Here is a 22,211-nt window from a genome sequence, read left to right as displayed (position 1 = left end):
CCCCTCCGCCAGCCCGCCCGAACGCCCGGTCGCACCGCTCCCGTTCCTCCCGCACGCCCCCTCATCCGCACCCACGGAAAGCACCCCAGATCCCCGTGAAAATAGCCTCCCGGCGGACGCCCCTCGGCGACCGGCTCTGCTTCCCCGACGTCGTTCCGGGTCAACTTGTCGATTTCCAGGCCGTGTTCGTCCGTCGGCTGGAGGCCGGTGGTGTGCATCGGGACGACGCCCTGGCCCGGGCCCGCCTCGCCGTCGCCGGCGACCTGCTCGCGCTGCTGCGGGCGGACCCTCAACTCACCTCCGTCCGCGAGGTGTTCGAGTGGGCGGTCGGCCATGCCGGCGGCGGCGACCTGGACGAGGACTGCCTGTGGTCCGACGAATCCGCCCGGCTCGGACCGCCGATCGGCCGGCCGCGACCATCTGGTGCATGCTCGCCAACTACCCCCGAGAGCGGCCCGGCGCCGCCGGACCGGCACCGTCCGGTACGGCACCCGCGCCGGCCCGACGGAGCCCGCAGGGTTGCCTGAAGGCCGTCGGCGCGCTGGCCGGGCCGCACGACGACCTGCGGTACCCGGCGATCTGCGCGAAGGTCGACCCGGAGATGGAGCTGGGCGTCGTCATCGGTTCCCGCGCGCGCCACCTCACCCCCGAGAACGCGATGCGGGCGGTGGCCGGCTACGTCGGCTTCTGCGACGTCGGCTCGCGGGACGTCTCCGAGCGGGACGGCAACCGGATGGACCGCGGCAAGGGCTTCGACACGTTCGGGATCGCCGGCCCCTGGTTCGTCACCGCGGACGAGATCCCCGACCCGCACCGGCTGAGCATCCGCTCCTGGGTCAACGGCGAGCCGCGGCAGGACGGCAGCACGGCCGAGATGCTCCACTCCGTTCCCGACCAGCTGGCCCGGCTCACCGAGGCCCTCACCCTCGTGCCCGGTGACCTGCTCTCGACCGGAACACCCCTGGGCCACCCCCTCGTCAAGCCCGGCGACGTGGTCCGCGGCGAGATCGAGGGGCTCGGCGTCATCGAGACCGCGGTCGTCGCCGACGGCTGAGGGCCCCCGCCACCCGCCCCGCGGCGCACACCGCCCCCGACCGTACGACCGCACCCGACCGTACGACCGCACCGGTCGCGATCGACGCGACGAACCCGAACCCGACGAACCCGTACAAGGAGTCACCGACATGGCATACCTGACCCTGGCCCAGGCATCCGAGATCGTGGATGCCGCACTCGGCCACGCACGCGAGCTGGGGCTGCGGCCGCTGACCATCACCGTGCTCGACCCGGGCGGTCACCCGCAGGTGGTCAAGCGGGAGGACGGCGCGGGCATCCTGCGCCCGCAGATCGCGCACGCCAAGGCGTGGGGCTGCCTCGGCACCGGCTCGGGCGGTGCCACGGGAGCGCGGCACGCGACGCGCGACCCCGCGTTCTTCGCCGCGCTCGCGGCGATCTCCGAGGGCCGCATCGCCTCCTCCCGGGGCGGGGTGCTGATCCGGGACGAGGACGGCGCGCTGCTCGGCTCGGTGGGCGTCAGCGGCGAGCGGCCGGAGAACGACGAGGCCGTCGCGGTCTTCGGCGTGCAGACGGCCGGGCTGGTGGCCGACGCGGGCTGAGCGCGGCCCGTGCGGGCGGCCCGGACCGGCGGGAGGTCCCGGCCGCCGCCATACCGTTCCGAGCCGAACCACCCCTCGCCGTAAGCCCGTTGACCCCCCCGCTGCTGTGCTCAGCCTGGGAGCGCCGGGTCGGGTGGGTCAGCGATCAGGGGTGGGCGGCGGGGCCGGGGTGTGGCCGTCGAAGACGTTCAGCAGGCGCTCGGCGGCGGCCGCGGCCGTCATCGTGCCGGCCCGGACCTGCTCCTCGAGGCCGGGGGCCAGCGCCTGGACGCCCGGGTGGCCGTGCAGCCGGCCGAGCAGCTCGTCGTCGGCCATGGCCCACGCCCAGTCCACCTGCTGGTCGCGGCGCTTGGCCGCCAGCCGGCCGCCGGCCTCCAGCAGTGCGCGGTGCTGCTCCAGCCGCTCCCACACGGTGTCGAGCCCGGTGGACTCGCGGGCGCTGCAACTGAGCACCGGCGGCGTCCAGTTGGCGTCCGCGGGGTGCATCAGGCGCAGCGCGCCGGCCAGTTCGCGGGCGGCGCCGCGCGCGTCGCGCTCGTGCGGCCCGTCGGCCTTGTTGACCGCGATCACGTCGGCCAGCTCCAGCACGCCCTTCTTGATGCCCTGGAGCTGGTCGCCGGTGCGGGCGAGCGTGAGCAGCAGGAAGGAGTCCACCATCCTGGCCACGGCCGTCTCCGACTGGCCGACGCCGACGGTCTCCACCAGCACCACGTCGTATCCGGCGGCCTCCATCACCACCATGGACTCCCGGGTGGCCTTCGCGACGCCGCCCAGCGTGCCCGCGCTCGGCGACGGCCGCACGAACGCCGCCGGGTCCACCGCCAGCCGCTCCATCCGGGTCTTGTCGCCGAGGATGGAGCCGCCGGTCCGGGTCGAGGAGGGGTCCACCGCCAGCACCGCGACCCGGTGCCCGAGCGAGGTGAGCATCGTCCCGAACGCGTCGATGAAGGTGGACTTGCCCACGCCCGGCACCCCGCTGACGCCGATCCGCCGGGCCCCGCCGCTGTACGGCAGCAGTTCCGTCAGCAGCCGCTGCGCCAGCACCCGGTGCTCGGCGCGGGTGGACTCCACCAGCGTGATCGCCCGTGCGACGAACGCCCGCCGGCCGTCCAGCACGCCCTTCGCGTAACCCTCGACATCCCTGAGCATGCCGCGGCTACAACTCCCCGTGTCCCAGGGCCGCGCCGAGGCGGGCCACCAGATCGCGCGCCGCGTCGGGGATCACCGTGCCCGGCGGGAAGACCGCCGTGGCACCCGCCTCGTGGAGCGCGGCGATGTCCTGCGGCGGGATGACACCGCCCACCACGATCATGATGTCCTCCCGCCCCTCGGCGGCCAGTTCCTCCCGCAGCGCCGGCACCAGGGTGAGGTGCCCGGCGGCCAGCGAGGACACGCCGACGATGTGCACGTCGGCCTCCACCGCCTGCCGCGCCACCTCGGCGGGGGTCTGGAACAGCGGGCCGACGTCCACGTCGAAGCCGAGGTCGGCGAAGGCGGTGGCGATCACCTTCTGGCCGCGGTCGTGCCCGTCCTGCCCCATCTTGGCGACGAGGATGCGCGGGCGGCGCCCCTCCGCCTTCTCGAACCGCTCGACCAGGTCCCGGGTGCCCTGCACGGTGGGGGACTGGCCGGCCTCGTTGCGGTACACACCCGTGATCGTACGGATCTGGCCCGCGTGCCGCCCGTAGACCTGCTCCAGGGCGTCGGAGATCTCGCCGACCGTCGCCTTGGCACGGGCCGCGTCCACCGCGAGCGCCAGCAGGTTGCCGTCGAGGTCGGCGCCCGGCGCGCGCCCGGCCGCCGCGGTCAGCGCCCGCAGCGCGTCCTGGCAGGCGGCCTCGTCGCGCTCCTCGCGCAGCCGCCGCAGCTTGGCGACCTGCTGGGCGCGCACCGAGGAGTTGTCGACCGACCGGACGTCGATCTGCTCGTCGGTCTCCACCCGGTACTTGTTGACGCCGATGACCGGCTGTCGGCCGGAGTCGATCCGCGCCTGCGTGCGGGCCGCGGCCTCCTCCACCCGCAGCTTCGGGATGCCCGCGTCGATGGCCTGGGCCATGCCGCCGGCCGCCTCGACCTCCTGGATGTGCTGCCAGGCTCGTCCGGCCAGGTCGTGCGTGAGCCGCTCGACGTACGCGCTGCCGCCCCACGGGTCGATCACCCGGCAGGTGCCCGACTCCTGCTGGAGCAGCAGTTGGGTGTTGCGGGCGATCCGCGCGGAGAAGTCCGTCGGCAGGGCGAGCGCCTCGTCGAGCGCGTTGGTGTGCAGGGACTGGGTGTGGCCCTGGGTGGCGGCCATCGCCTCCACGCAGGTGCGGGTGACGTTGTTGAAGACGTCCTGCGCGGTCAGAGACCAGCCGGAGGTCTGCGAATGGGTGCGCAGCGACAGCGACTTGGGGTTCTTCGGGTCGAACTGCCGGACCAGCCGGGCCCACAGCAGCCGGGCCGCGCGCAACTTCGCGATCTCCATGAAGAAGTTCATGCCGATGGCCCAGAAGAACGACAGCCGCGGCGCGAAGGCGTCCACGTCGAGCCCCGCGGCCTGACCCGCCCGCAGGTACTCCACGCCGTCGGCCAGCGTGTAGGCCAGCTCCAGGTCGGCCGTCGCCCCGGCCTCCTGGATGTGGTAGCCGGAGATGGAGATCGAGTTGTAGCGCGGCATCTTCCGCGAGGTGTACGCGAAGATGTCGGAGATGATCCGCATCGACGGCCGCGGCGGGTAGATGTAGGTGTTGCGGACCATGAACTCCTTGAGGATGTCGTTCTGGATGGTGCCGGCCAGCTTCTCCGGCGGCACCCCCTGCTCCTCGGCGGCCACGATGTAGAGGGCGAGCACGGGCAGCACCGCGCCGTTCATCGTCATCGACACGGTCATCCGGTCCAGCGGGATGCCGTCGAAGAGCTGCCGCATGTCGTAGATCGAGTCGATCGCCACGCCCGCCATGCCGACGTCGCCGGTGACCCGCGGGTGGTCGCTGTCGTAGCCGCGGTGCGTGGGCAGGTCGAAGGCGACCGACAGGCCCTTCTGGCCGGCCGCGAGGTTGCGCCGGTAGAAGGCGTTGGACTCCTCGGCGGTGGAGAAGCCGGCGTACTGCCGGATCGTCCAGGGCTGGTTGACGTACATCGTCGGGTACGGGCCGCGCAGGTAGGGCGCGATGCCCGGGTAGGTGCCCAGCGAGGTCAGGCCCTCCAGGTCGGCGCCGGTGTAGAGCGGCTTGACCCCGATGCCCTCCGGGGTCTCCCACACCAGGTCGGAGTCGCCGCCGCCGGCGGCCTCCTTCACCGCCGCGCGCCACTGCTCCTCGGTGGTCTGCGCGGGGGCGCCCGGCCCGAGCGGGATCTGTGAGAAGTCCGGGATCTGTGAGAAGTCCGGGATCTGTGAGAAGTCCGGCGTCTGCGAGAAGTCCGGGGTCTGCATCACGCCGCCACTCCCGCACGGTCGAGGACGGAGGTCAGGACGGCGACGGCGTCGCAGCCCAGGAAGAGGTGGGCGTCGGCGCCCGGGCCGGCGGCGGGCTTCCCCGCCAGGCCGATCCAGCGCGCCCCGGCCGAGCGGAGCGCCGCCAGCACCGGCTCGGCCTGCTCGGCGTAGAGCGCGTCGCTGGAGCACAGGCAGGCGAGTTCCGCACCGCTGGCGGCGAACGCCGCGGCGACGCTGTCGGCGTCGACGGTCACCGGGTCGTGCACCGGCTCGACACCGCCGGCCTGGAACAGGTTCGCCGCGAAGGAGACCCGCCCGGTGTGCACCGACGGCGGTCCGAGCGCGGCCAGGAAGACCCTCGGTCGCTTCCCGGTGCTCGCCAGGTGGGCGTCGGAGCGGGCGCGCAGTTGTTCGTACGCCTCGTCGCGGCGGACCTGCGGAAGGGCGCGGGCAAGGCCCTGCGGCAGGTCCCGCGACGGCGTGTCCGCCGTGCCGGGTGCGGCCTGGGCCGGGTCGGGCTCGCGCACCACGGGCCGCTCGGCCAGGTGCGGGAACTCGCTGACGCCGGTCACCGGTTCGCGGCGGGTGGCCAGCGCGCGCTTGCGGGCCTGCCAGGTGGCCGCGATGCGCTCGCCGGCGAGCCCTGAGGACAGCGCCTTCTCCTGGCCGCCGGCCGCCTCCAGCTCCTGGAAGAACTCCCAGGCGCTGTGGGCGAGTTCGTCGGTCAGCCGCTCCACGTACCAGGACCCGCCGGCGGGGTCGGCGACCCGGCCCAGGTGGGACTCCTCCAGCAGGATCGTGGAGGTGTTGCGGGCGATCCTGCGGGCGAACGCGTCGGGCAGGCCGAGCGCTTCGTCGAAGGGGAGCACGGTCACCGCGTCGGCGCCGCCCACCCCGGCGCCCAGGCAGGCGAGGGTGGTGCGCAGCATGTTCACGTACGGGTCGCGCCGGGTCATCATCACCGTCGAGGTGACGGCGTGCTGCCGCTGGCCGCCCGCCGCCGGCGCGCCGGCCACCTCCGTGACCCTGGCCCAGGTCCGGCGGGCCGCGCGCAGCTTGGCGATGGTGAGGAACTGGTCGGCGGTGGCCGCGTACCGGAACTCCAGCTGCCCGCAGGCGGTGTCGGCGTCCAGCCCGGCGGCGATGAGCGTACGCAGGTAGGCCACGCCGGTGGCGAGCGAGGCGCCCAGTTCCTGCGCGGCCGACGCCCCGGCCTCGTGGTACGGCAGCGCGTCCACGGTCAGGGCCCGCAGGTGCGGATACCGCTCGGCGGTCCGCGCGGCCAGCGCCACCGCGTCGTCGTATCCGGGGGCCGCGCCGGTCCGGGCGGCCAGGCCGAGCGGGTCCGCGCCGAGGTTGCCGCGGGCCTGGCCGGCGTCGACGCCCTCCCGCTCGAAGAGGTTCAGCAACTCCTCGGCGGCGGCGCCGGTTTCGGCGCCGGCCTCCAGCACGATCGGGGCCAGGTCGAGGTAGACGCCCGCCAGTGCCTGCCCGAGATCTGCCACCGGCAGGCCCGCGCCGCCGACCGCCAGCCACACCGAGGTGACGCCGTTCTCCAGGTCGGCCAGCACCGCCTCGTTGGCCGCGGCGGCCTGCGGCGACCGGTGCCGCTGGCGTACGTCCCAGCCGCCGAGCGGCCGGCTGCCGCGCACATACGGTGCGAAGCCCGGCAGGCCGGGATCGGGCGAGGTGTCGTCGGCGGTGTAGAGCGGGTGCACGGTGAGACCGCCGGCCAGCTCGGTCGACAGCGCCTGCTCGGCCTCCTCGCCGGAGACCTCGCGACCCGACTTGCGCAGCACACCTGCCACGAGCGCTTGCCACTGTTCGCGCGTGGCGTGCGGAAACACGTCGGGTTCTGAGACCCCGTCGTCCGGCAGAACTGTCATGGCACCGATGCTAGGGAAGCCACCGGCCCGATGTCTGCCTCGCGAGTTGAACAGCTACCGCCTCGTAGCGTGACATCGCCCACTCGCACGGGCCTGGCCGCCCGGCCCGACGTGCGGTTTCGCCGGGCCGGGCGAGTGACGCCCGCGCGGCGGGGGACCGGCGGGGCCGCGGAGACTGGGGAAATGCCGGGCGGTTCCGTCGCTGTGAGGTTCGGAACGGTTTGACGGCGCGGGGTGCCCGGGCGCCCCGTACGAGGGTGACCTCTCCCTGGCGTGGCGGCTGGGAGCGGACCGACCGTCCCGCTCACCGGGACCCCCACGCCGACGGCCCGGGGGAGCATCGGGCGCCGCGCACCAGGCGGACCGTTCCGGTGCGGGCACTGGCGGTCCGCCGGCGGGGTCAGCAGTAAGGCGCCTGGTTGGTGAGGGCGGTCGCCACGCGCGTCCACACCCCGAAGAGCCGGTAGAGCTGGGGGAGCGGTCCGGAGACGCGGACCGTCCGGTCGTCGGCGGAGGTGACACCCGGGATACCGAGCAGCGTGGCGGCGACCGACGCGGACTGCCAGCGGACGGTGAGGGTGGCCGGGGCGTGGCCGGCGGCGGGTTCGGCGGGTTCGGGGGCGGGTTCGGTGGCGGCGGCGCGCCGGGCGGTGAGGGTGGTGGCGACCGCGGTCTCGATGGCCAGGCGGGCCTCGGCGACCGGGGACAGCTCGGCGGCGAACCGTCCGGCCGCTTGCTTGACGGCGACACAGGTGACCGCGGGGTCCCACCCGGCCGTCTCGGCGCAGGCCGTGTCGTCGCCGGAGAGCATCACCACCGGGACGCCGAGTGCCGCCGCGGTGGCGTGCGCCAGCCCGATCTCGCCGACCGGCCGGTCGTCGAGCCACATGTCCTCGATCTCGTGGCCCATGAAGCTGTGGCTCATCACGCCCAGCGCGCCGGCGCGGGAGTGGTAACCGACGCAGAGCGCCGCGTCATGGCCCGCGTCGAGCCCTTCGAGCATGCCCATGGCCTTGGGCCGGCCGCGGACCAGGCGCGCGGCCGGGTGCAGCAGTTCGGGGAGCAGATTGCGCATCGGCCCGTGCGCGTCGTTGACCGTGACCGCGGTGGCGCCGGCCGACAGGGCGCCGCGGACGGCCGCGTTGACGTCCTCGGTCATCATCACCCGGCCGCGTTCGTAGTCCCGGCCGCCGGGCTGTACGTCGTCGGCGTCGACGAGCCCGGTGACGCCTTCCATGTCGGCACTGATGTAGATCCGCAAAGCTGCACACTCCCTGGTGGTCGATCACTTGCTCGGACGCAGGGAGGGTGTGCCGCGGTTCGGGCCGGCGGCGATCTTCGTGCGTCCGGCGGGGCCGGCGGCGTGCGTGACGCCCGTCCGCCCGTCCGCTCTTCCGGGTGCGGATGCCGAAACGCGTGCGGGGTCAGCGGGGCTTCTCCAGCGCGGGCAGCGCTTCGACGACGGAACGCAGATGGGCGCGCATCGCCGCCTCGGCGGCGTCCGGGTCGGCCGCGCACACCGCGTCGATGACGGCGAGGTGCTGGGGCAGCGACACCTGCGGGCGGCCCGGGTGCATGGCCAGCCGGAACTGGCGGCGCACGTTCTGCCCGTGCAGGCGCTCCAGCACCGCGCAGGCGGTGTGCTGGCCGCTCATGGCCAGCACGCGGGCGTGCAGCCGGCGGTTGAGGTCGGAGTAGCCGAGCACGTCACCGGAGGCCACCGCCGCCTGCATCCGGGCGCCGAGGTCGCGCAGCGCCTCGCGGTCGTCGTCGGTGACGCGCTCCGCGGCCTTGGCCGCGCACAGGCCCTCCAGGGCCATCCGCACCTCGGTGATCTCGACGGCCTCGTCGAGCGACACGGCGCGGACCCGGGCACCGCGGTTCTGGATGCGCTCGACCAGCCCCTCGGTGGCCAGTTGGGCGAGCGCGTTGCGCACGCTCGCCCGGCTGGCGCCGAACTGCTCGGACAGCTCGGCCTCCACGAGGCGCTGGTTGGGGGCGAAGTCCCCGGCGGTGACGGCCTCGCGGATCGCGTCGGCGACCTTCGACCCGGCCGGGTCCGCCGCTGCGGCCGTCCGCGCGGTCACAGCCATGACCGGTACCCCGTTCCTCACATTGGTGACAATATTGTTTCCCGCATCGTAGCGGGTCCGGGTCCGGGTCCGGGTCCGGGTCCGGGTCCGGGTCCGGGCCCGGGTGCCGCCGGCGGTCGGGCGCCCGCGGTTGCTACGGCTCCACCGGCGGGGTGCCGTGGGTGTGGAAGGACTCGATGGTCTTCAGCCCCCACGCCTGGCCCTTGGCCCGCTCCGCCTCGGTCCAGGTGACGGTCCTCCAGTCCGGCGCCAGCACCAGGCGGGCGACCGGGTTGCACAACTCCACCCGGTTGCCGCCGGGTTCGTAGACGTAGAGGAAGAACGTCTGCTGGATGGCGTGCTTGTGCGGGCCGGTCTCGATGAAGACGCCGTTGTCCAGGAAGATGTCCGCCGCGCGCAGGATGTCCTCGCGGGTGTCGGTGGCGAAGGCGATGTGGTGCAGCCGGCCGCGGCTGCCGGTCCGGTCGCGGGTGTAGACGACGTCGTAGGACTTGTTGGTGAAGGTCAGCCAGCGTCCGGCGATGACCCCGCTGTCGAGGCGGATCTGCTCGGTGGCGTGGGCGCCGAGCACGTCCTGCACGAACTCCGTGGCCCCTTCGACCTCGGCGGCGAGGAAGTTGACGTGGTCCAGCCGCCGCACCGACACCCCGCGGGCGGGGTACGCCTGGGCCTGGTTCTTCAGCGCGGGCGCCGACTCCGGGGGAGCCTGGTACCACTCGCTCTCCCAGTACACCTCCAGTTCGTGGCCGTCCGGGTCCCGGAAGACGTACGTCGGTCCGAGCCCGGGGTCGCCGTCGCGCCAGCCGATGCCGAGACCGGCCGCCTCGATCGCCTTCACCCGGCGGTCGAGGGCTTCCGGTCCCGCGGCGCGCAGCCCGGTACGGCGGATGCCGGAGGTGTGGTGGGCGGTGAGCTTCAGCGAGTGGTGCTCGTAGTCGTCCCAGGTGCGCAGGTAGACCGAGTCGCCCTCGGTGCCGTTCTCGGTCAGCCCCATCACCCGGATGAAGAAGTCGAGGCTCTCCTCGGGCCGGGGGGTGAGCAGTTCGACGTGGGCGAGGTGGGCGATCTCGTGTGCGGGGGCCACGGTCGGGGTCCTTTGTTCGGGGGTGGGACGGGGTCCTGGCAGCGAAGTCCGTTACGTCGCAAGGGAGTTAGGGGCTTCGCGGACGCGGAGGCGTTCAGGCGGCGGCGCGGGGGAAAGCCGTGCCGCCGACGAGCTTGCGTGCGGTGCGCACCCCTCGGGGCCGGCGCACACAGGTCGTGCACAGCTGCCTTCTCCCCTCTTGGATCGTCGCCGCGGCCGGAGGATCGTTGCCAGGGGCCGGGAAATCGCTGCCGTGCAGGGCGGGTTCGGCGTGACCCTATGGGCGCCCCACAAAATCGTCAACAATCTCAGTCGCAACTCTTGCGCCAAAATCAGCGCGAGTTTACGGTCCGTTGACGCGGCGAACGCGCGGTCCGCCCCCACAGGAGTGAGTGAAGGACGCGATGACCACAGCGACAGGGCAGCACGCCTCCGGTGACGCTGACGGCGACGGCGACGGCGACGGTGAGGGCGGCGGTGCCGGCACGGGCAGCGCACTGAGAACGGGAACGATCGTCGCGGCGCTCTTCGCCGTGTGCCTCGCCCAGATCGGCCTGGCCATGCCGGCCACCCTCAACGGCACCTTCCAGGAGGTCTTCGAGCCGAGCAGCTCCCAACTGACCTGGATCTCCGACTGCTCCCTGCTGCCGATCACGGTCCTCGAACTGACCTGCGGGGTGCTGGGCGACCTCTTCGGCCGCAAGCGGCTGCTGCTGGGCGGCGCCGCGATGCTCGCGCTGGGCGAGGCGATATCGGCCGCCGCCCACGGCATCGGCGTGATGTGGACCGGCCAGATCATCGCGGGCATCGGCTGCGCGGCCCTGTTCCCCACCACCCTCGCCATGCTCGTGGCCGGCGAACGCACCCCCGCCCAGCGGGCGAGGATGATCGCGCTGTGGGCCGCGATCCTGTCCACCGGCAACTTCCTGGCCCCGCTGCTCGGCGGCATCACCGCCACCTACCTGCAATGGCGCTGGGCGTTCCTCGTCGTCGTGGTGCTCGCCCTCGGCGACGCGGTGATCACCTACCTCGCCGCGCAGGACTCCCGCTCGCCCGCGGGCCGTTCACTCGACCCGCTCGGCCAGACCACGGTCGGACTCGGCCTGTGCGCGCTGCTGTTCGGCGTCATCCAGGGCGCCTCGGACGGCTGGGGCAGCGGCACGGTGGTCGGCGCGTTCGCGCTGTCCGCCGTGTGCCTCGCGGCGTTCGTCGTCGTCGAACTGCGGGTGCGCGACCCGCTGCTGCGCCTCGACCTGTTCCGCTCCCGCACCTTCGCGCTCGCCTCCGCCGTCACCGTGGTCGGCATGTTCGCCTTCCTCGGCACCGCCTACTCCATCAGCCTGCGGATGGGCCCGATCCAGGGCCAGAGCTCGATGCGCACCGCGGTGGCCTTCCTGCTGCTGAGCGGGCTGACCATCTTCCTGCTGCCGCTCACCCACCGGTTGATGGCCGTACTGGTGCCGCGCTGGGTGCTGGGCCTGGGCTTCCTGCTCATGGCGGTGGGCGACTTCCTCGCCGGACGGATGCCGATCACCGACAGCGCGCTGCCCTCCCTGATCGTGCCGATGGGCCTGGTCGGCGTCGGCTTCAGCTTCGCGGTGTCCGCGGTGACCGCGACCGCCGTCGAGACCGTGCCGCACCGCCTGGCCGGCATGGCCAGTGCCACCACCAGCATGCTGCGCGACTTCGGCTTCACCCTCGGCCCCGCGGTGATCGGCGCGGTGGCGACCGCGAACGCCGTCCACCACTTCAGCGGCTCGCTGGCCGCCTCCACGCTCGGCGCCGCCGACCAGGCCAAGGCCCACGGCATCCTCTCCTCGGGCGGCCCGGTCGCCGTGCTGCACGCCGACCCGCCGGCGTCCGGCCTCGCCTTCAAGGCACTCGGGCACGCCTACGCCCTCGGCTTCGAGGTCTGCGCGGTCGCCGCGCTGGCCTGCTGCCTGGTGACGGCGCTCCTGCTGCGCCCCGCGCGGCAACCGGACACGCCGCCGCTCGCCGCACCGGCCGCACCCGCGGCGATCTAGCGGCGCAGGGACGTGTCGTCGGTTGCCCGGTCCGCGTGCTCCGCGCACCCCGTGGTCAGCCACCGCGCGGTCACCTCGATCGCCGCCGACTCGTGCGCGGGGGCGTGGAAGCCGTGGTCCGCGCCCGGCAGGGCGTGGAACTGCCAGCCGGGGAGCGTCCCGGCGACCTGCCGGGCGATGTCGTAGGAGACGTAGCTGTCCCGGTCGCCGTGGACCACCAGCGCGGGCGGGCCACTTGCGGCGTACGACTCGATCGGGCGGTGGCACGCCATCTCCGCGAACAGCACCCGGCCCAGCGGGAAGCGGCCGCCCAGCGGCAACTCCCCGGTCTCGGCGAGGCTCTTCATCGGCCCGGGACCGAAGTTCGCCAGGCCCCACGCCAGTTCGGGTGCGAGGAAGGTCCGCCGCAGATCGAGGACCGGGTTCCACAGCACCAGCCGGGCCAGTCGCGGGCCCAGCCACGGCATCGACAGCCCGGTGGCGACGGCACCGAAGCTCGCCGCCACCACGGCAGTCGGACCCCCGAACTCCCGTGCCGCGTACGCCGCGACCGCCTCCAGGTCGAGCATCTCCCCGGCGATCGTGACCCCTTGGGGGCTGCCGCCGCTGGCGCCGTGCCCGCGGAAGCTGAACCGTACGGCGGTCAGGCCCTCGTCGGCCAGCCGCTCCGCCAGCCGGACGAAGGCCCCGCCCTCGTCCAGGTCCGCGGAGATGCCGTGCACCAGCAGCACCGTGCCCCGGGCACCGGACCGGCCGGACCCGTCGGGCGCGTCGGACCCGTCGGACGTGGGGCGGTGCACGGCGGTGTCCAGCTCGATCCCGTCCGGTGCGACCACCCGCACCCGCTCCACGTCGTCCGTCACGGAACTCCCCGCCTCCTGGGCTCGGTTGCTTGTCTGCGGTGCGCGCGCCGCGCCGTACGACCTCATCGCGCCGAGACCGTAAGGCGTCGGGCACGTCCCCACCTCGGCGAGCCCCGCGCCCCGGAAGCGGCGCCAGTGCGGGCGGGCTTCCGGGACACGGGCTCGCGGCCCGCAGGCTACGGCGTCCAGCGGTAGAGCAGCACCTTGTTGTAGAGGTCGTCCTCGACCTGGACCAGGTAGTCGCCGTCGGAGCGCTTGGTCGCGGAGATGCCGTACGGCACGTCCACCCACCCCGACCGGTCGGGCGTGCCGATGATGGAGCCGGCCTGCCAGGTCCCCACCGGGCTGGCGTCGGACGCCTTCCACACCCACACCTGGCCGCGGGTCTCGATGCCGGCCGCGAAGATGTAGTCGCCCGCGAAGGCCAGGCTCACCATCGTCACCACGATGGTCGCGTCGGTGTCCCAGGGCAGCAGCAGGGTCCAGGTCGGCGTGGTGTTGCCGGTGCTCCACTTGTCGTAGCGCACCAGGACCTTGCCGCACTCCTTCCAGTGCGCGTTGTCGAACGGCTGGTCAGGGGTGTACCCGACCATGTACATCACGTCGGTGGCCACGTCGTAGTGCAGCCGCCGGACGACGCTGAACGGAGCCGGGAGCGCGATCGTCTCCATGCTCTCGTAGGTGTAGATCGGGTTCTTCTGGGCGTCGAAGCCCTGCAAGGGGTAGCGGCGCAGGTTGCGGTCGCCGCCCTCCCAGATGTCGCCGCGGTCGTCGACGTACCACACCCAGCAGTTGCTGGGGGAGCTGGTGCCGTCGCCCGGCTGGAGGAACTCCCCTGCCTCGAAGGCCCCGTTGCCGCTCAGGTCGCGCCAGATCCACTGGCCGGTCGCCGGCTGGTTCGGCGGCCAGGTCGGGTCGTCGCCGTTCCAGCGCGCCTTGAAGATGGCGCTGGACGGCTTGGCGATCTCCCCGTCCATGCGGTAGATGAGCAGATGCCCGCAGTACATGCCGGTGACGTACATGTACAAGGAGCCGTTCAGGCGCTTGAGGAACGGCGAGGTGGCGGAGTGGGTGTGGCCGGTCAGGAACAGCCGTGGGTCCTGGGGGTACTTGACGGAGTCCAGGGTGTAGCTGCGCCAGGTCGAGTCGCCGCCGGGCGCCTTGCCGTAGTCGACGCTGTAGTGGCACTGCTTGGTGTAGATCTCCACGCCGTCGGAGGCCGGGTCGAAGTCGGCGGCGTCCACGAACGCGCTGCCCTGCAACTGCCAGACCACCGCACCGGTGGGCGAGAACTTCCGCAGCCAGACGCCGAATTCGAACATCGCCACGTAGACGTTGCCGGCCGAGTCGCCGCCGACGCCGACGATCCCGAAGAGCTTGTCCGGCGTGACCCGGCCGGGCGTGCCCGCGCCGATGCCGCCGGCCTGCCCGAGGCTGCGGGCCAGTGACGGCGTCCCGGACAGGTTGGTGTACGTGTGCACCTGGCGCAGCGGGCCGTTGTCGCCGACCAGCAGGTCCCCGTTGACGTCCACTGCCAGCGAGGTCGGTATCCAGTCGGCGGACGGTCCGCTGATCGTCCCGCCCAGCGCGGCACCGGCGTTGGAGAAGTGCAGGATCTGCGCCGGCTTCGTGGAGTCGACGTGCCAGAAGTGGCCGTCGTTGGTGTCGCGGGTGATGTTCGCGACCACCCAGATGTCCCCGTTGGCGGCGATCGTCACCGAGCCGGGCTGGTTGACGCTCCAGGAGTGCTGCACCGCGCCGGTGGCGGCGTCGAAGACCAGGACCTTGTTGTTGGTGCGGTCGGTGGCCACCACCTGGGTGTCGGAGGCCGCCGCCGCAGCCGGCGGGCTGCCGACGGCGTACGTCTGCGAGGTGACGGTGCCGTCCAGGCCGAACCGGGTCAGGCCGTTGCCCACGCTGAGGTACGCGTAGGAGCTGTTGACCGCCACCGCGTCGCCGTTCGCGCCGTGGCAGTTGCCGATGAGACGGCCGTCCTTGTAGATGCCGGCGTAGTCGCCGCCCTCGTCCCAGAAACTGACGGTGTAGACGGCGCCGTCGGCGGTGACGGCGATGTTGAAGACGAAGTCCTGCACCCACTCGGTGGCGCCGGAGAAGGTGTTCCCGGTCCAGGAGGTGACGACGTTGGTGAGGGTGGTGTCCAGGGACGCGGCCGGCCGTGCCTTGGCCAGGCTGCCTTTGGCGGTGGTGGCCGTGGCGGCGGAGGCCGAGCCGCCGGCGGCGGCCGGGATCGCCAGGGCCGTGCCCGCGACGATCGCGGCGTTCCGTCCGTAGGTCAGCAGTTGACGGCGGCTGACGGCACCGGTGCGAGGCGCGGGTGGAGTCTGTGCGGGTTCCTGCTCGCTCATGAAAAGGGGTCCTTCGTCGTGGGGGCGGCACTGTGGGGCCGGCCGGGAGTCGATCGAGTGACCGTTCACTTGACGGGACGCCAAGCTAGGTCCCCCCGCACCCCGCGTCAATGGCCCGGACCTCTTCCGCTGAGACGCGTGCGCGCTTAGGATGCGTCACATTGTCAAGTGAACGGTCACTGAGAAACGAGGTCCCGCGTGTCCGACCGGCCGACCCTGCGGACCGTCGCGGCGGAGGCGGGCGTCTCCCACCAGACGGTGTCCCGGGTGATCAACGGCGACCCCACGGTCACCGAGACGATCCGCGACCGGGTGCACTCCGCGATGCGCGTGCTCGACTACCGGCCCAGCGCCGGGGCACGCGCCCTCGCGAGCGGACGTACCGAGGTCGTCGGCGTGGTCCTCCCGCACAACCCCGGCTTCGCCTTCTCCAACGACCACCTCATCCGCCTGGTCCAGGGCGCGGACCAGGAACTCACCACGCGTGGCTACGGGTTGCTGCTGTCCACCCGCGAGGTGCCCGACGACCCGGCGTCGGCCTACCGGCGCTTCGTGCAGCGCCGCCAGGTCGACGGGCTGCTGGTGGAGGCCGGGGCCGGCGGCGAGTCGCTCAACGCCCTGCGCTCCGCCGGGTATCCGACGGTGGTGATCGGCTACACCGCCGAGGACCTCACCTGCGTCCACCCCGACGACGAAGGCGGCGCCTACGCGGTGACCCAGCACCTGCTGGCCCTCGGCCACCGCCGGATCGCGGTGGTCGACGGCCCGCGGGAGAACGGGCTCGCGATGGCCGCGCGGCTGCGCGGGCTGCACCGCGCGTTCGCCGACGCGCACCGCCCCGTCCCCGAAGACCTCATGGAGCAGGGCGACTTCACCGCCGGCTCCGGCTACGCCGCGGCGGAACGGCTGCTGGCCCGGGCCGACCCGCCCACCGCGATCTTCGCCTTCAACGACGGCATGGCGCTGGGCGCGCTGCGCCGGCTGCGCGAGGGCGGGCACGCCCTGCCCGGCGACGTGTCGGTGGCCGGGTTCGACGACACGGAGGCCGCGGACCTCGTCGACCCCTCGCTGACCAGCGTCAGCCTGCACAGCGTGGACGTGGGCCGGCGCGCCGCGCAGATCCTGCTCGACCTGCTCGACGGACGGCCCCCGGCGCAGCGCGAGAACGTCATGCCCAGCACCCTCAAGGTCCGCGCGTCCACGGCGCCACCGGCCGCAGGATGACCCCCCGTCGGACCTGACGGGACCGACCCGACCCGATCCGTTCCGACCTGACGCGAACCGAGCAGATCCGCTCCGACGTGACGCGGCCTGACCAGATCCGACCTGACGCGACCCGAACCGCTCATCCCCCGGAAAGGACCGTCGTACCGATGGACCACGCCCAGAGCCGGACCCACCACCCGGACGACTGCGCCTACGTCGAGGACGTCTCGCCCGGCAACGGCCGGCTGCGGCCCCGCGCCTCGTTCGACTCCGACGCGCCCGCGATCGACCTGGACGGCCGGTGGAGTTTCCGGCTCGCCGCCGGACTCCACGACCTCACGCCCGGGTTCGAGGACCCGTCCTTCGCGCCCGAGCCCGACGCTGTGTCCGACCCGTCCGGCGCCGTGTCCGAGCCCGACGCCGGCGGCTGGACCGGCATATCGGTGCCCTCGTGCTGGCAGATGGACGGCGTCCCCGGCCCCGGCCGCTTCGGCACCCCCGCCTACACCAACGTCACCTTCCCGATCCCGGTCGACCCGCCGCGGGTGCCCGACGAGAACCCGACCGGCGAGTACCGCAGGGAGTTCGAGGTCGCGGAGGGCTTCGTCGGCGGAGGAGCGGTGGTCCTGCGCTTCGAGGGCGTGGACTCCTGCTTCGCGGTCTGGCTCAACGGGCAGCCGCTCGGCGACGGCAAGGGCAGCCGGCTGCCGACCGAGTTCGACGTCACCGAGGTGCTGCGCCCCGGCCGCAACGTCCTGGCCCTCCGGGTCCACCAGTGGTCCTCCGCCACCTACCTGGAGGACCAGGACATGTGGTGGCTGTCGGGGATCTTCCGCTCGGTACGGCTGCTGGCCCGGCCGGCCGGCGGCATCACCGACTTCTTCGTGCACGCCGACTACGACCACCGCAACGGCGCCGGCACCCTGCGGATCGACGTCGCGGGCGGCGCCCGCCTGAGCGTGCCCGAACTCGGCATCGCCGGCGCCGACCCCGCCGGGCCGTACACCCTGCCGGCCGTTGAGCCCTGGAGCGCCGAGCAACCGCGCCTGTACGAAGGCGAGTTGGCGACGGCGACCGAACGGGTGCCGCTGCGCATCGGGTTCCGCCGGATCGCGGTGGAGGACGGCGTGCTGACGGCCAACGGCACCCCGCTGCTGCTCAGCGGGGTCAACCGGCACGAGTGGGACCCGGTCACCGGCCGCACCCTGACCCGCGAGACGATGGTCGCCGACGTGCTGCTGATGAAGCGGCACAACATCAACGCCGTACGGACCAGCCACTATCCGCCGGAGTCGGCCTTCCTCGACCTCTGCGACGAGTACGGCCTGTGGGTGGTCGACGAGTGCGACCTGGAGACCCACGGCTTCTCCGAGAACGGCTGGCGGCGCAACCCCAGCGACGACCCGGCCTGGCGCCCCGCGCTGCTCGACCGCGCCGAGCGGATGGTCGAGCGGGACAAGAACCACCCCAGCGTGGTGATCTGGTCGCTCGGCAACGAGTCGGGCGTCGGCGCGAACCTCGTGGCGATGTCCGAGTGGATCAGGGACCGCGACCCGGACCGGCTCATCCACTACGAGGGCGACTGGGACGACTGCGCCTTCACCGACCTGTACTCGGCGATGTACGCCGACTACCCGGTGGTGGCGGCGATCGGGGCGGGGCAGGAGCCGCGCACCGGCGACCCGGCCAACGACGCCCGGCGGCGCGCGATGCCGTTCCTGCTGTGCGAGTACGCCCACGCGATGGGCAACGGCCCCGGCGGACTGCGCCAGTACCAGGAGCTGTTCGAGCTGCACCCGCGGCTGGCCGGCGGCTTCGTGTGGGAGTGGATCGACCACGGCGTCGCCCAGCGCAGCCCCGAGGGCACCCTGTACCACGCCTACGGCGGGGACTTCGGCGAGCCGGTGCACGACGGCAACTTCGTCGCCGACGGCCTGCTCTTCCCCGACCGCACGCCCTCGCCCGGCCTGCTGGAGTACGCCAAGGTGATCGAGCCGGTCCGGATCACCGCCCGCGCGGACGGCGGCGGCATCGACGTACGCAACCTGCACCACACGCGCGACACCGGCTACCTGCGGTGGACCTGGCTGCTCGAAGTGGACGGCGAGCAGGCCGGGGAGGGGGAGTGGGAGGTGGCCGTGACCGGCCCCGGCGAGAGCGGCCGGGCGGACTGGCCGGAGGACCTGGTCAAGGCGCTCGACGCGGCAGGACCGGGCGAGCGCTGGCTGACCGTGAGCGCCCAACTCGACGCGGACGAGCGGTGGGCCGCGGCCGGGCACACCGTCGCCTGGGCGCAGCTCGCCCCGGCCGGCTCTCCGGTCGCCGGCGGCTCCCCGGCCGCCGGTGCGGCCCCGCACACCGGGGAGCCCGGCGAACGCGCCCCGCGCACCTGGTCGCCGCGGCCCGCGGCGCCGCACCTCCCCGCGGCGCACGCGGACACCGCGGACACGGCGGACACCGCGACGACGACGCCGGTGGTACGGCGCCGGGGCGCCACCGTCACCCTGGGCGCCGGCGAGTTCGACGCCGTCACCGGCACCCTGATCCGCCTCGGCGACCTGGAACTCGACGGGCCCCGCGTCGACCTGTGGCGGGCCCCGATCGACAACGACCGCCGCTCGCCGCTGCTGGCGGCATGGCAGCGCGCCGGGCTGCACCGGCTGCGGCACAAGGTCCTGGGCATCGAGGCCGGCGACGCGACCCTGACGGTGCGCACCACGATCGTCCCGGCCGGCCTGGACATGGCGCTGCTCGCCGACTACCACTGGAGCACCGCCCCCGGGAACCGGCTCGTGCTCACCGTCGACACCGCGCCGACCGCGCCCTGGCCGGTCCCGCTGCCCCGGCTCGGCGTCGCGTTGAGCCTGCCGGGCGCGCTCGACCGGGTGGACTGGTTCGGCCTCGGACCCGGCGAGTCCTACCGGGACAGCGAGGAGGCCGTCCGGGTGGGGCGGTACGCGAGCTCCGTCGCCGGGTTGCAGACGCCGTACCTGTACCCGCAGGAGAACGGCAACCGGCGCCATGTGCGACGGGCCCGGCTCACCGCGGGCGCGGGTCAACCGGCCGTGCCGGGGCTGGAGATCACCGGCAGCCCCTGGTTCGACCTGACCGCGAAGCCCTGGTCCACCGCGGAGCTGGCGGCCGCCGCGCACACCTCGGAGCTGCGGCCCGACGGCCGGACGCACCTCAACCTGGACCTCGAACACCACGGACTCGGCAGCGCTTCGTGCGGTCCCGCGCTCCAGCCGCGGCACGAACTGGCCGCGCTCCCGGCCCGTTTCAGGCTCGGATTCGGACCGGTCGGGACGGAGGCGGGCGATGGCGTAGGGTGACACCCGCGATGTGGACGGATGTATGATCGGGCGGCGAGACAACGTTGGCCCATCTCTCGGCGCCACGTCGCCGAGGGGAACATCACGTGAGTACACCGAGCCCGAGCCCGAGTGCGGCCGCCCCGCGGCGACCGACGATGACCGATGTCGCCCGGGAGGCCGACGTCAGTCTCAAGACCGTCTCCCGCGTGGTCAACGGCGTGTCCACCGTCGATCCGGAGATGGCCGCACGGGTCCGGGCGGCGGTGGCGCGGCTCGGCTTCCGGCGCAACGGCATGGCCCGGGACCTGCGCACCCGCAGCACCTCCGCCACCGTCGGCCTGCTCATCGAGGACCTGGCCAACCCGTTCTACGCGGGCATCGCCGCCGCCGCGGCGCAGTGCGCCCTGGAGAACGACACCCTGCTGATCACCGCGAGTTCGGAGGAGGACGCCGACCGGGAGCGCAGGCTCCTGCTGCAGATGTGCGAGCGGCGCGTCGACGGGTTGCTGGTGGTACCCGCCGGCAGCACCGCCGACCACGTCTACCTGCGCTCCGAGATCGAGATGGGCACGCCCGCGGTGTTCCTGGACCGGCCGCCCACCAACGTGCGCGCGGACACGGTGCTGATCGACAACGCGGCGGGCGCGCGCTCCGCGATCGAGTACCTGACCGCCCAGGGGCACGAGCGGATCGGCGTCGTGTCGGACTGGCTGAGCATCCATCCGATGTCCGCGCGGCTGTCGGCCGCCGAGGCCGCGCTCGAGCGGGCCGGCGCGCCGTACCGGCCCGACCTGATCCGGTTCGGCCTGCACACCGTGCCGGACACCGAGGCCGCGGTCGAGGAGATGCTCACCGGGCCGCAGCCGCCGACCGCCCTGTTCGCGCTCAACAACCGCCTGACGCTGGGCGTGCTGGGCGCGCTGAACCGGCTCGGGCGGGAGGCCGCCGTGGTCGGCTTCGACGACTTCGAGACCGCGGGACTGATGGCCCACCCGCTGACCGTGGTGTCCTACGACGCCCGCGCCATGGGCCGGATCGGCGCGGAACTGCTCTTCCAGCGGATCGCGGGCGACACGTCGCGGCCCAGGACCGTGGTCGTCCCCACCACCCTGGTGGAGCACGGCGGGGCGCACCGCCGCGCGCCCGGCACCCCGGCGGGGGAGTGACCCCCGGCCGGGCCCGACGGCCCGACCGGGGAAGCGCACCCCCCCATCCGGCCACCGTCAGCCGGTGGCTTCCCGGCCGGGGCCTCGGCTGCCGGCCAGGGCCCGGTCGAGGAGGGGCAGCAGCCGGTCCCAATGCCGTTGCAGCGCCGCCGGGTCGAAGGAGTCGGTGTCGGACATGGTGAAGCCGTGGACGGTGCCGGGGTAGATCTCCGAGGTGTAGGCGACACCCGCGGCGTCCAGGGCCTGGTTCAGCTCGCCGAGGGCCTCGGGCGTCAAGTCGCCCTCGGCGTGGCCGAGGTGGACCTGGGCGGTGAGCCCGGCGAGCCCGTCGGCGCTCACGGGGCCGTGGAACACGGCGACGGCGGCCACCTGGCCGGGGTGGGCCGCGGCGGTGCGCATCGCCAGCAGACCGCCGATGCAGTAGCCGGTCACGGCGACCGGTCCGGCGCCGACCTCGGGCTGGGCGGCGAGGAACCCGAGGTAGGCGTCGGCGTCGCTCAGCACACGCTCGGTGGTGTGCGCCTGGATCAAGGGCATCACCTGCGCGAAGACCGCGGGTCGGGCCTCTTCCCCGATGTACTCGGGCAGTTCGATCACCGGTGCCGGACCGTGCCGGTAGAAGGAGTTGGGGACGAGTACGTAGTACCCGTGCCCGGCCAGTTCGCGGGCCATCTCCCGCAGCACGGGCCGGATGCCGAAGCCGTCGGCGTACATCAGCACCCCGGGGTGCCGGTCGCCGCCCTCGGGGAAGGCGGCGAAAGCGTCGGCCCGGCCGTCCGGGGTGGGAACCTGCACGGTCCTGGTCTGTACCGGTTGGGTGGGCATGACTTCTCCTGTCGTGGTGGACGTGTCGAGCGGTGGTCAACACGACAGGAGGCGGAGCCCGCGCGGCGGCGCCGCGTTCTCTTTCCCGCGGCGGGCCGGCAGCGGCCCGGACGGCGCTCAGAGGAGCGCCGGGGCATCAATCCGTGTGTGGCGCGAGGCCGTCCCGGTAGTCATCGCCGCACACCGTAGCCCACCGGACAGGATCGGTGCCAACCCCTCGGTCCGGTCCAGCCGGCTCACCCGGTCCACCTGGTCCACCGAGCTGTTCGCGAGAACGATCCCGGTCGGTCCGAGGGCTGCGGTATGGTGCTCGGCGCCGCCGAGTGATCGGCGCTGACCGCCGCTGAGTG

General features: G+C 73.4%; 16 protein-coding genes. 7 read left to right on the top strand and 9 right to left on the bottom strand.

Annotated features, from left to right (window positions below):
• The first annotated feature begins 212 nt into the window (after positions 1 to 212).
• The 3 genes from OG370_RS04135 (at position 213) to OG370_RS04125 (ending at position 1,616) form a co-directional block, all read left to right on the top strand.
• Positions 213 to 527, top strand: a complete 315-nt coding sequence (locus OG370_RS04135) for a hypothetical protein (protein WP_328460688.1) — start codon at positions 213 to 215, stop codon at positions 525 to 527.
• Positions 428 to 1,054: a fumarylacetoacetate hydrolase family protein gene (locus tag OG370_RS04130; RefSeq protein ID WP_328460686.1), complete on the top strand. Its 627-nt coding sequence runs from the start codon at positions 428 to 430 to the stop codon at positions 1,052 to 1,054. Before OG370_RS04135 ends, OG370_RS04130 begins: the two co-directional genes overlap by 100 nt.
• Positions 1,055 to 1,184: 130 nt before the next feature.
• Entirely contained in the window at positions 1,185 to 1,616 is a 432-nt protein-coding gene (locus OG370_RS04125; RefSeq protein ID WP_328460684.1) for a GlcG/HbpS family heme-binding protein, read from the top strand.
• Positions 1,617 to 1,754: 138 nt separating this feature from the next.
• Here the strand turns inward: OG370_RS04125 and meaB are convergent, their stop codons facing one another.
• From meaB to OG370_RS04095, 6 genes are all read right to left on the bottom strand, one after another.
• Positions 1,755 to 2,765, bottom strand: a complete 1,011-nt coding sequence (gene meaB, locus OG370_RS04120) for a methylmalonyl Co-A mutase-associated GTPase MeaB (RefSeq protein WP_328460682.1) — start codon at positions 2,763 to 2,765, stop codon at positions 1,755 to 1,757.
• Positions 2,766 to 2,772: 7 nt separating this feature from the next.
• Entirely contained in the window at positions 2,773 to 5,031 is a 2,259-nt protein-coding gene (gene scpA, locus OG370_RS04115) for a methylmalonyl-CoA mutase (RefSeq protein ID WP_328473766.1), read from the bottom strand.
• Entirely contained in the window at positions 5,031 to 6,920 is a 1,890-nt protein-coding gene (locus OG370_RS04110; protein ID WP_328460680.1) for a methylmalonyl-CoA mutase family protein, read from the bottom strand. Before OG370_RS04110 ends, scpA begins: the two co-directional genes overlap by 1 nt.
• 400 nt (positions 6,921 to 7,320) lie before the next feature.
• The gene (locus tag OG370_RS04105) at positions 7,321 to 8,181 is read right to left on the bottom strand and encodes a M55 family metallopeptidase (protein WP_328460678.1); all 861 of its coding nucleotides are present in this window, start codon (positions 8,179 to 8,181) and stop codon (positions 7,321 to 7,323) included.
• Positions 8,182 to 8,344: 163 nt separating this feature from the next.
• Entirely contained in the window at positions 8,345 to 9,013 is a 669-nt protein-coding gene (locus OG370_RS04100; RefSeq protein ID WP_328460676.1) for a GntR family transcriptional regulator, read from the bottom strand.
• A gap of 133 nt (positions 9,014 to 9,146) precedes the next feature.
• Positions 9,147 to 10,097, bottom strand: a complete 951-nt coding sequence (locus tag OG370_RS04095; protein ID WP_328460674.1) for a catechol 2,3-dioxygenase — start codon at positions 10,095 to 10,097, stop codon at positions 9,147 to 9,149.
• A 404-nt stretch (positions 10,098 to 10,501) separates the two neighbouring features.
• Between OG370_RS04095 and OG370_RS04090 the strand changes: the two genes are divergently transcribed.
• Positions 10,502 to 12,121 (top strand): MFS transporter, encoded by a 1,620-nt coding sequence (locus tag OG370_RS04090; RefSeq protein WP_328460672.1) that lies wholly within the window; start codon positions 10,502 to 10,504, stop codon positions 12,119 to 12,121.
• On the opposite strand, the gene OG370_RS04085 is transcribed toward OG370_RS04090, so the two are convergent.
• Together OG370_RS04085 and OG370_RS04080 are read right to left on the bottom strand one after the other, a co-directional pair.
• Positions 12,118 to 12,984: an alpha/beta hydrolase gene (locus OG370_RS04085; RefSeq protein WP_328460671.1), complete on the bottom strand. Its 867-nt coding sequence runs from the start codon at positions 12,982 to 12,984 to the stop codon at positions 12,118 to 12,120. The genes OG370_RS04090 and OG370_RS04085 overlap by 4 nt on opposite strands.
• A gap of 176 nt (positions 12,985 to 13,160) precedes the next feature.
• Positions 13,161 to 15,350 carry a hypothetical protein gene (locus tag OG370_RS04080; protein ID WP_328460669.1) on the bottom strand — a complete coding sequence of 730 codons (2,190 nt, stop codon included), beginning with the start codon at positions 15,348 to 15,350 and terminating at the stop codon, positions 13,161 to 13,163.
• A 198-nt stretch (positions 15,351 to 15,548) separates the two neighbouring features.
• On the opposite strand from OG370_RS04080, the gene OG370_RS04075 reads away from it, so the two are divergent.
• From OG370_RS04075 to OG370_RS04065, 3 genes are all read left to right on the top strand, one after another.
• The gene (locus OG370_RS04075; RefSeq protein ID WP_328460667.1) at positions 15,549 to 16,574 is read left to right on the top strand and encodes a LacI family DNA-binding transcriptional regulator; all 1,026 of its coding nucleotides are present in this window, start codon (positions 15,549 to 15,551) and stop codon (positions 16,572 to 16,574) included.
• A gap of 149 nt (positions 16,575 to 16,723) precedes the next feature.
• Positions 16,724 to 19,888 carry a glycoside hydrolase family 2 TIM barrel-domain containing protein gene (locus OG370_RS04070; protein WP_328460665.1) on the top strand — a complete coding sequence of 1,055 codons (3,165 nt, stop codon included), beginning with the start codon at positions 16,724 to 16,726 and terminating at the stop codon, positions 19,886 to 19,888.
• A gap of 137 nt (positions 19,889 to 20,025) precedes the next feature.
• Positions 20,026 to 21,036, top strand: coding sequence for a LacI family DNA-binding transcriptional regulator (locus tag OG370_RS04065; protein WP_328460663.1), 1,011 nt, complete (start codon positions 20,026 to 20,028; stop codon positions 21,034 to 21,036).
• Positions 21,037 to 21,093: 57 nt separating this feature from the next.
• Here the strand turns inward: OG370_RS04065 and OG370_RS04060 are convergent, their stop codons facing one another.
• Positions 21,094 to 21,861: a dienelactone hydrolase family protein gene (locus OG370_RS04060; RefSeq protein ID WP_328460661.1), complete on the bottom strand. Its 768-nt coding sequence runs from the start codon at positions 21,859 to 21,861 to the stop codon at positions 21,094 to 21,096.
• Positions 21,862 to 22,211: the final 350 nt, after the last annotated feature.

The organism is Streptomyces sp. NBC_00448, from assembly GCF_036014115.1.
Classification (GTDB): domain Bacteria; phylum Actinomycetota; class Actinomycetes; order Streptomycetales; family Streptomycetaceae; genus Actinacidiphila.
This window is presented reverse-complemented; position numbering and strand designations above follow the sequence as displayed.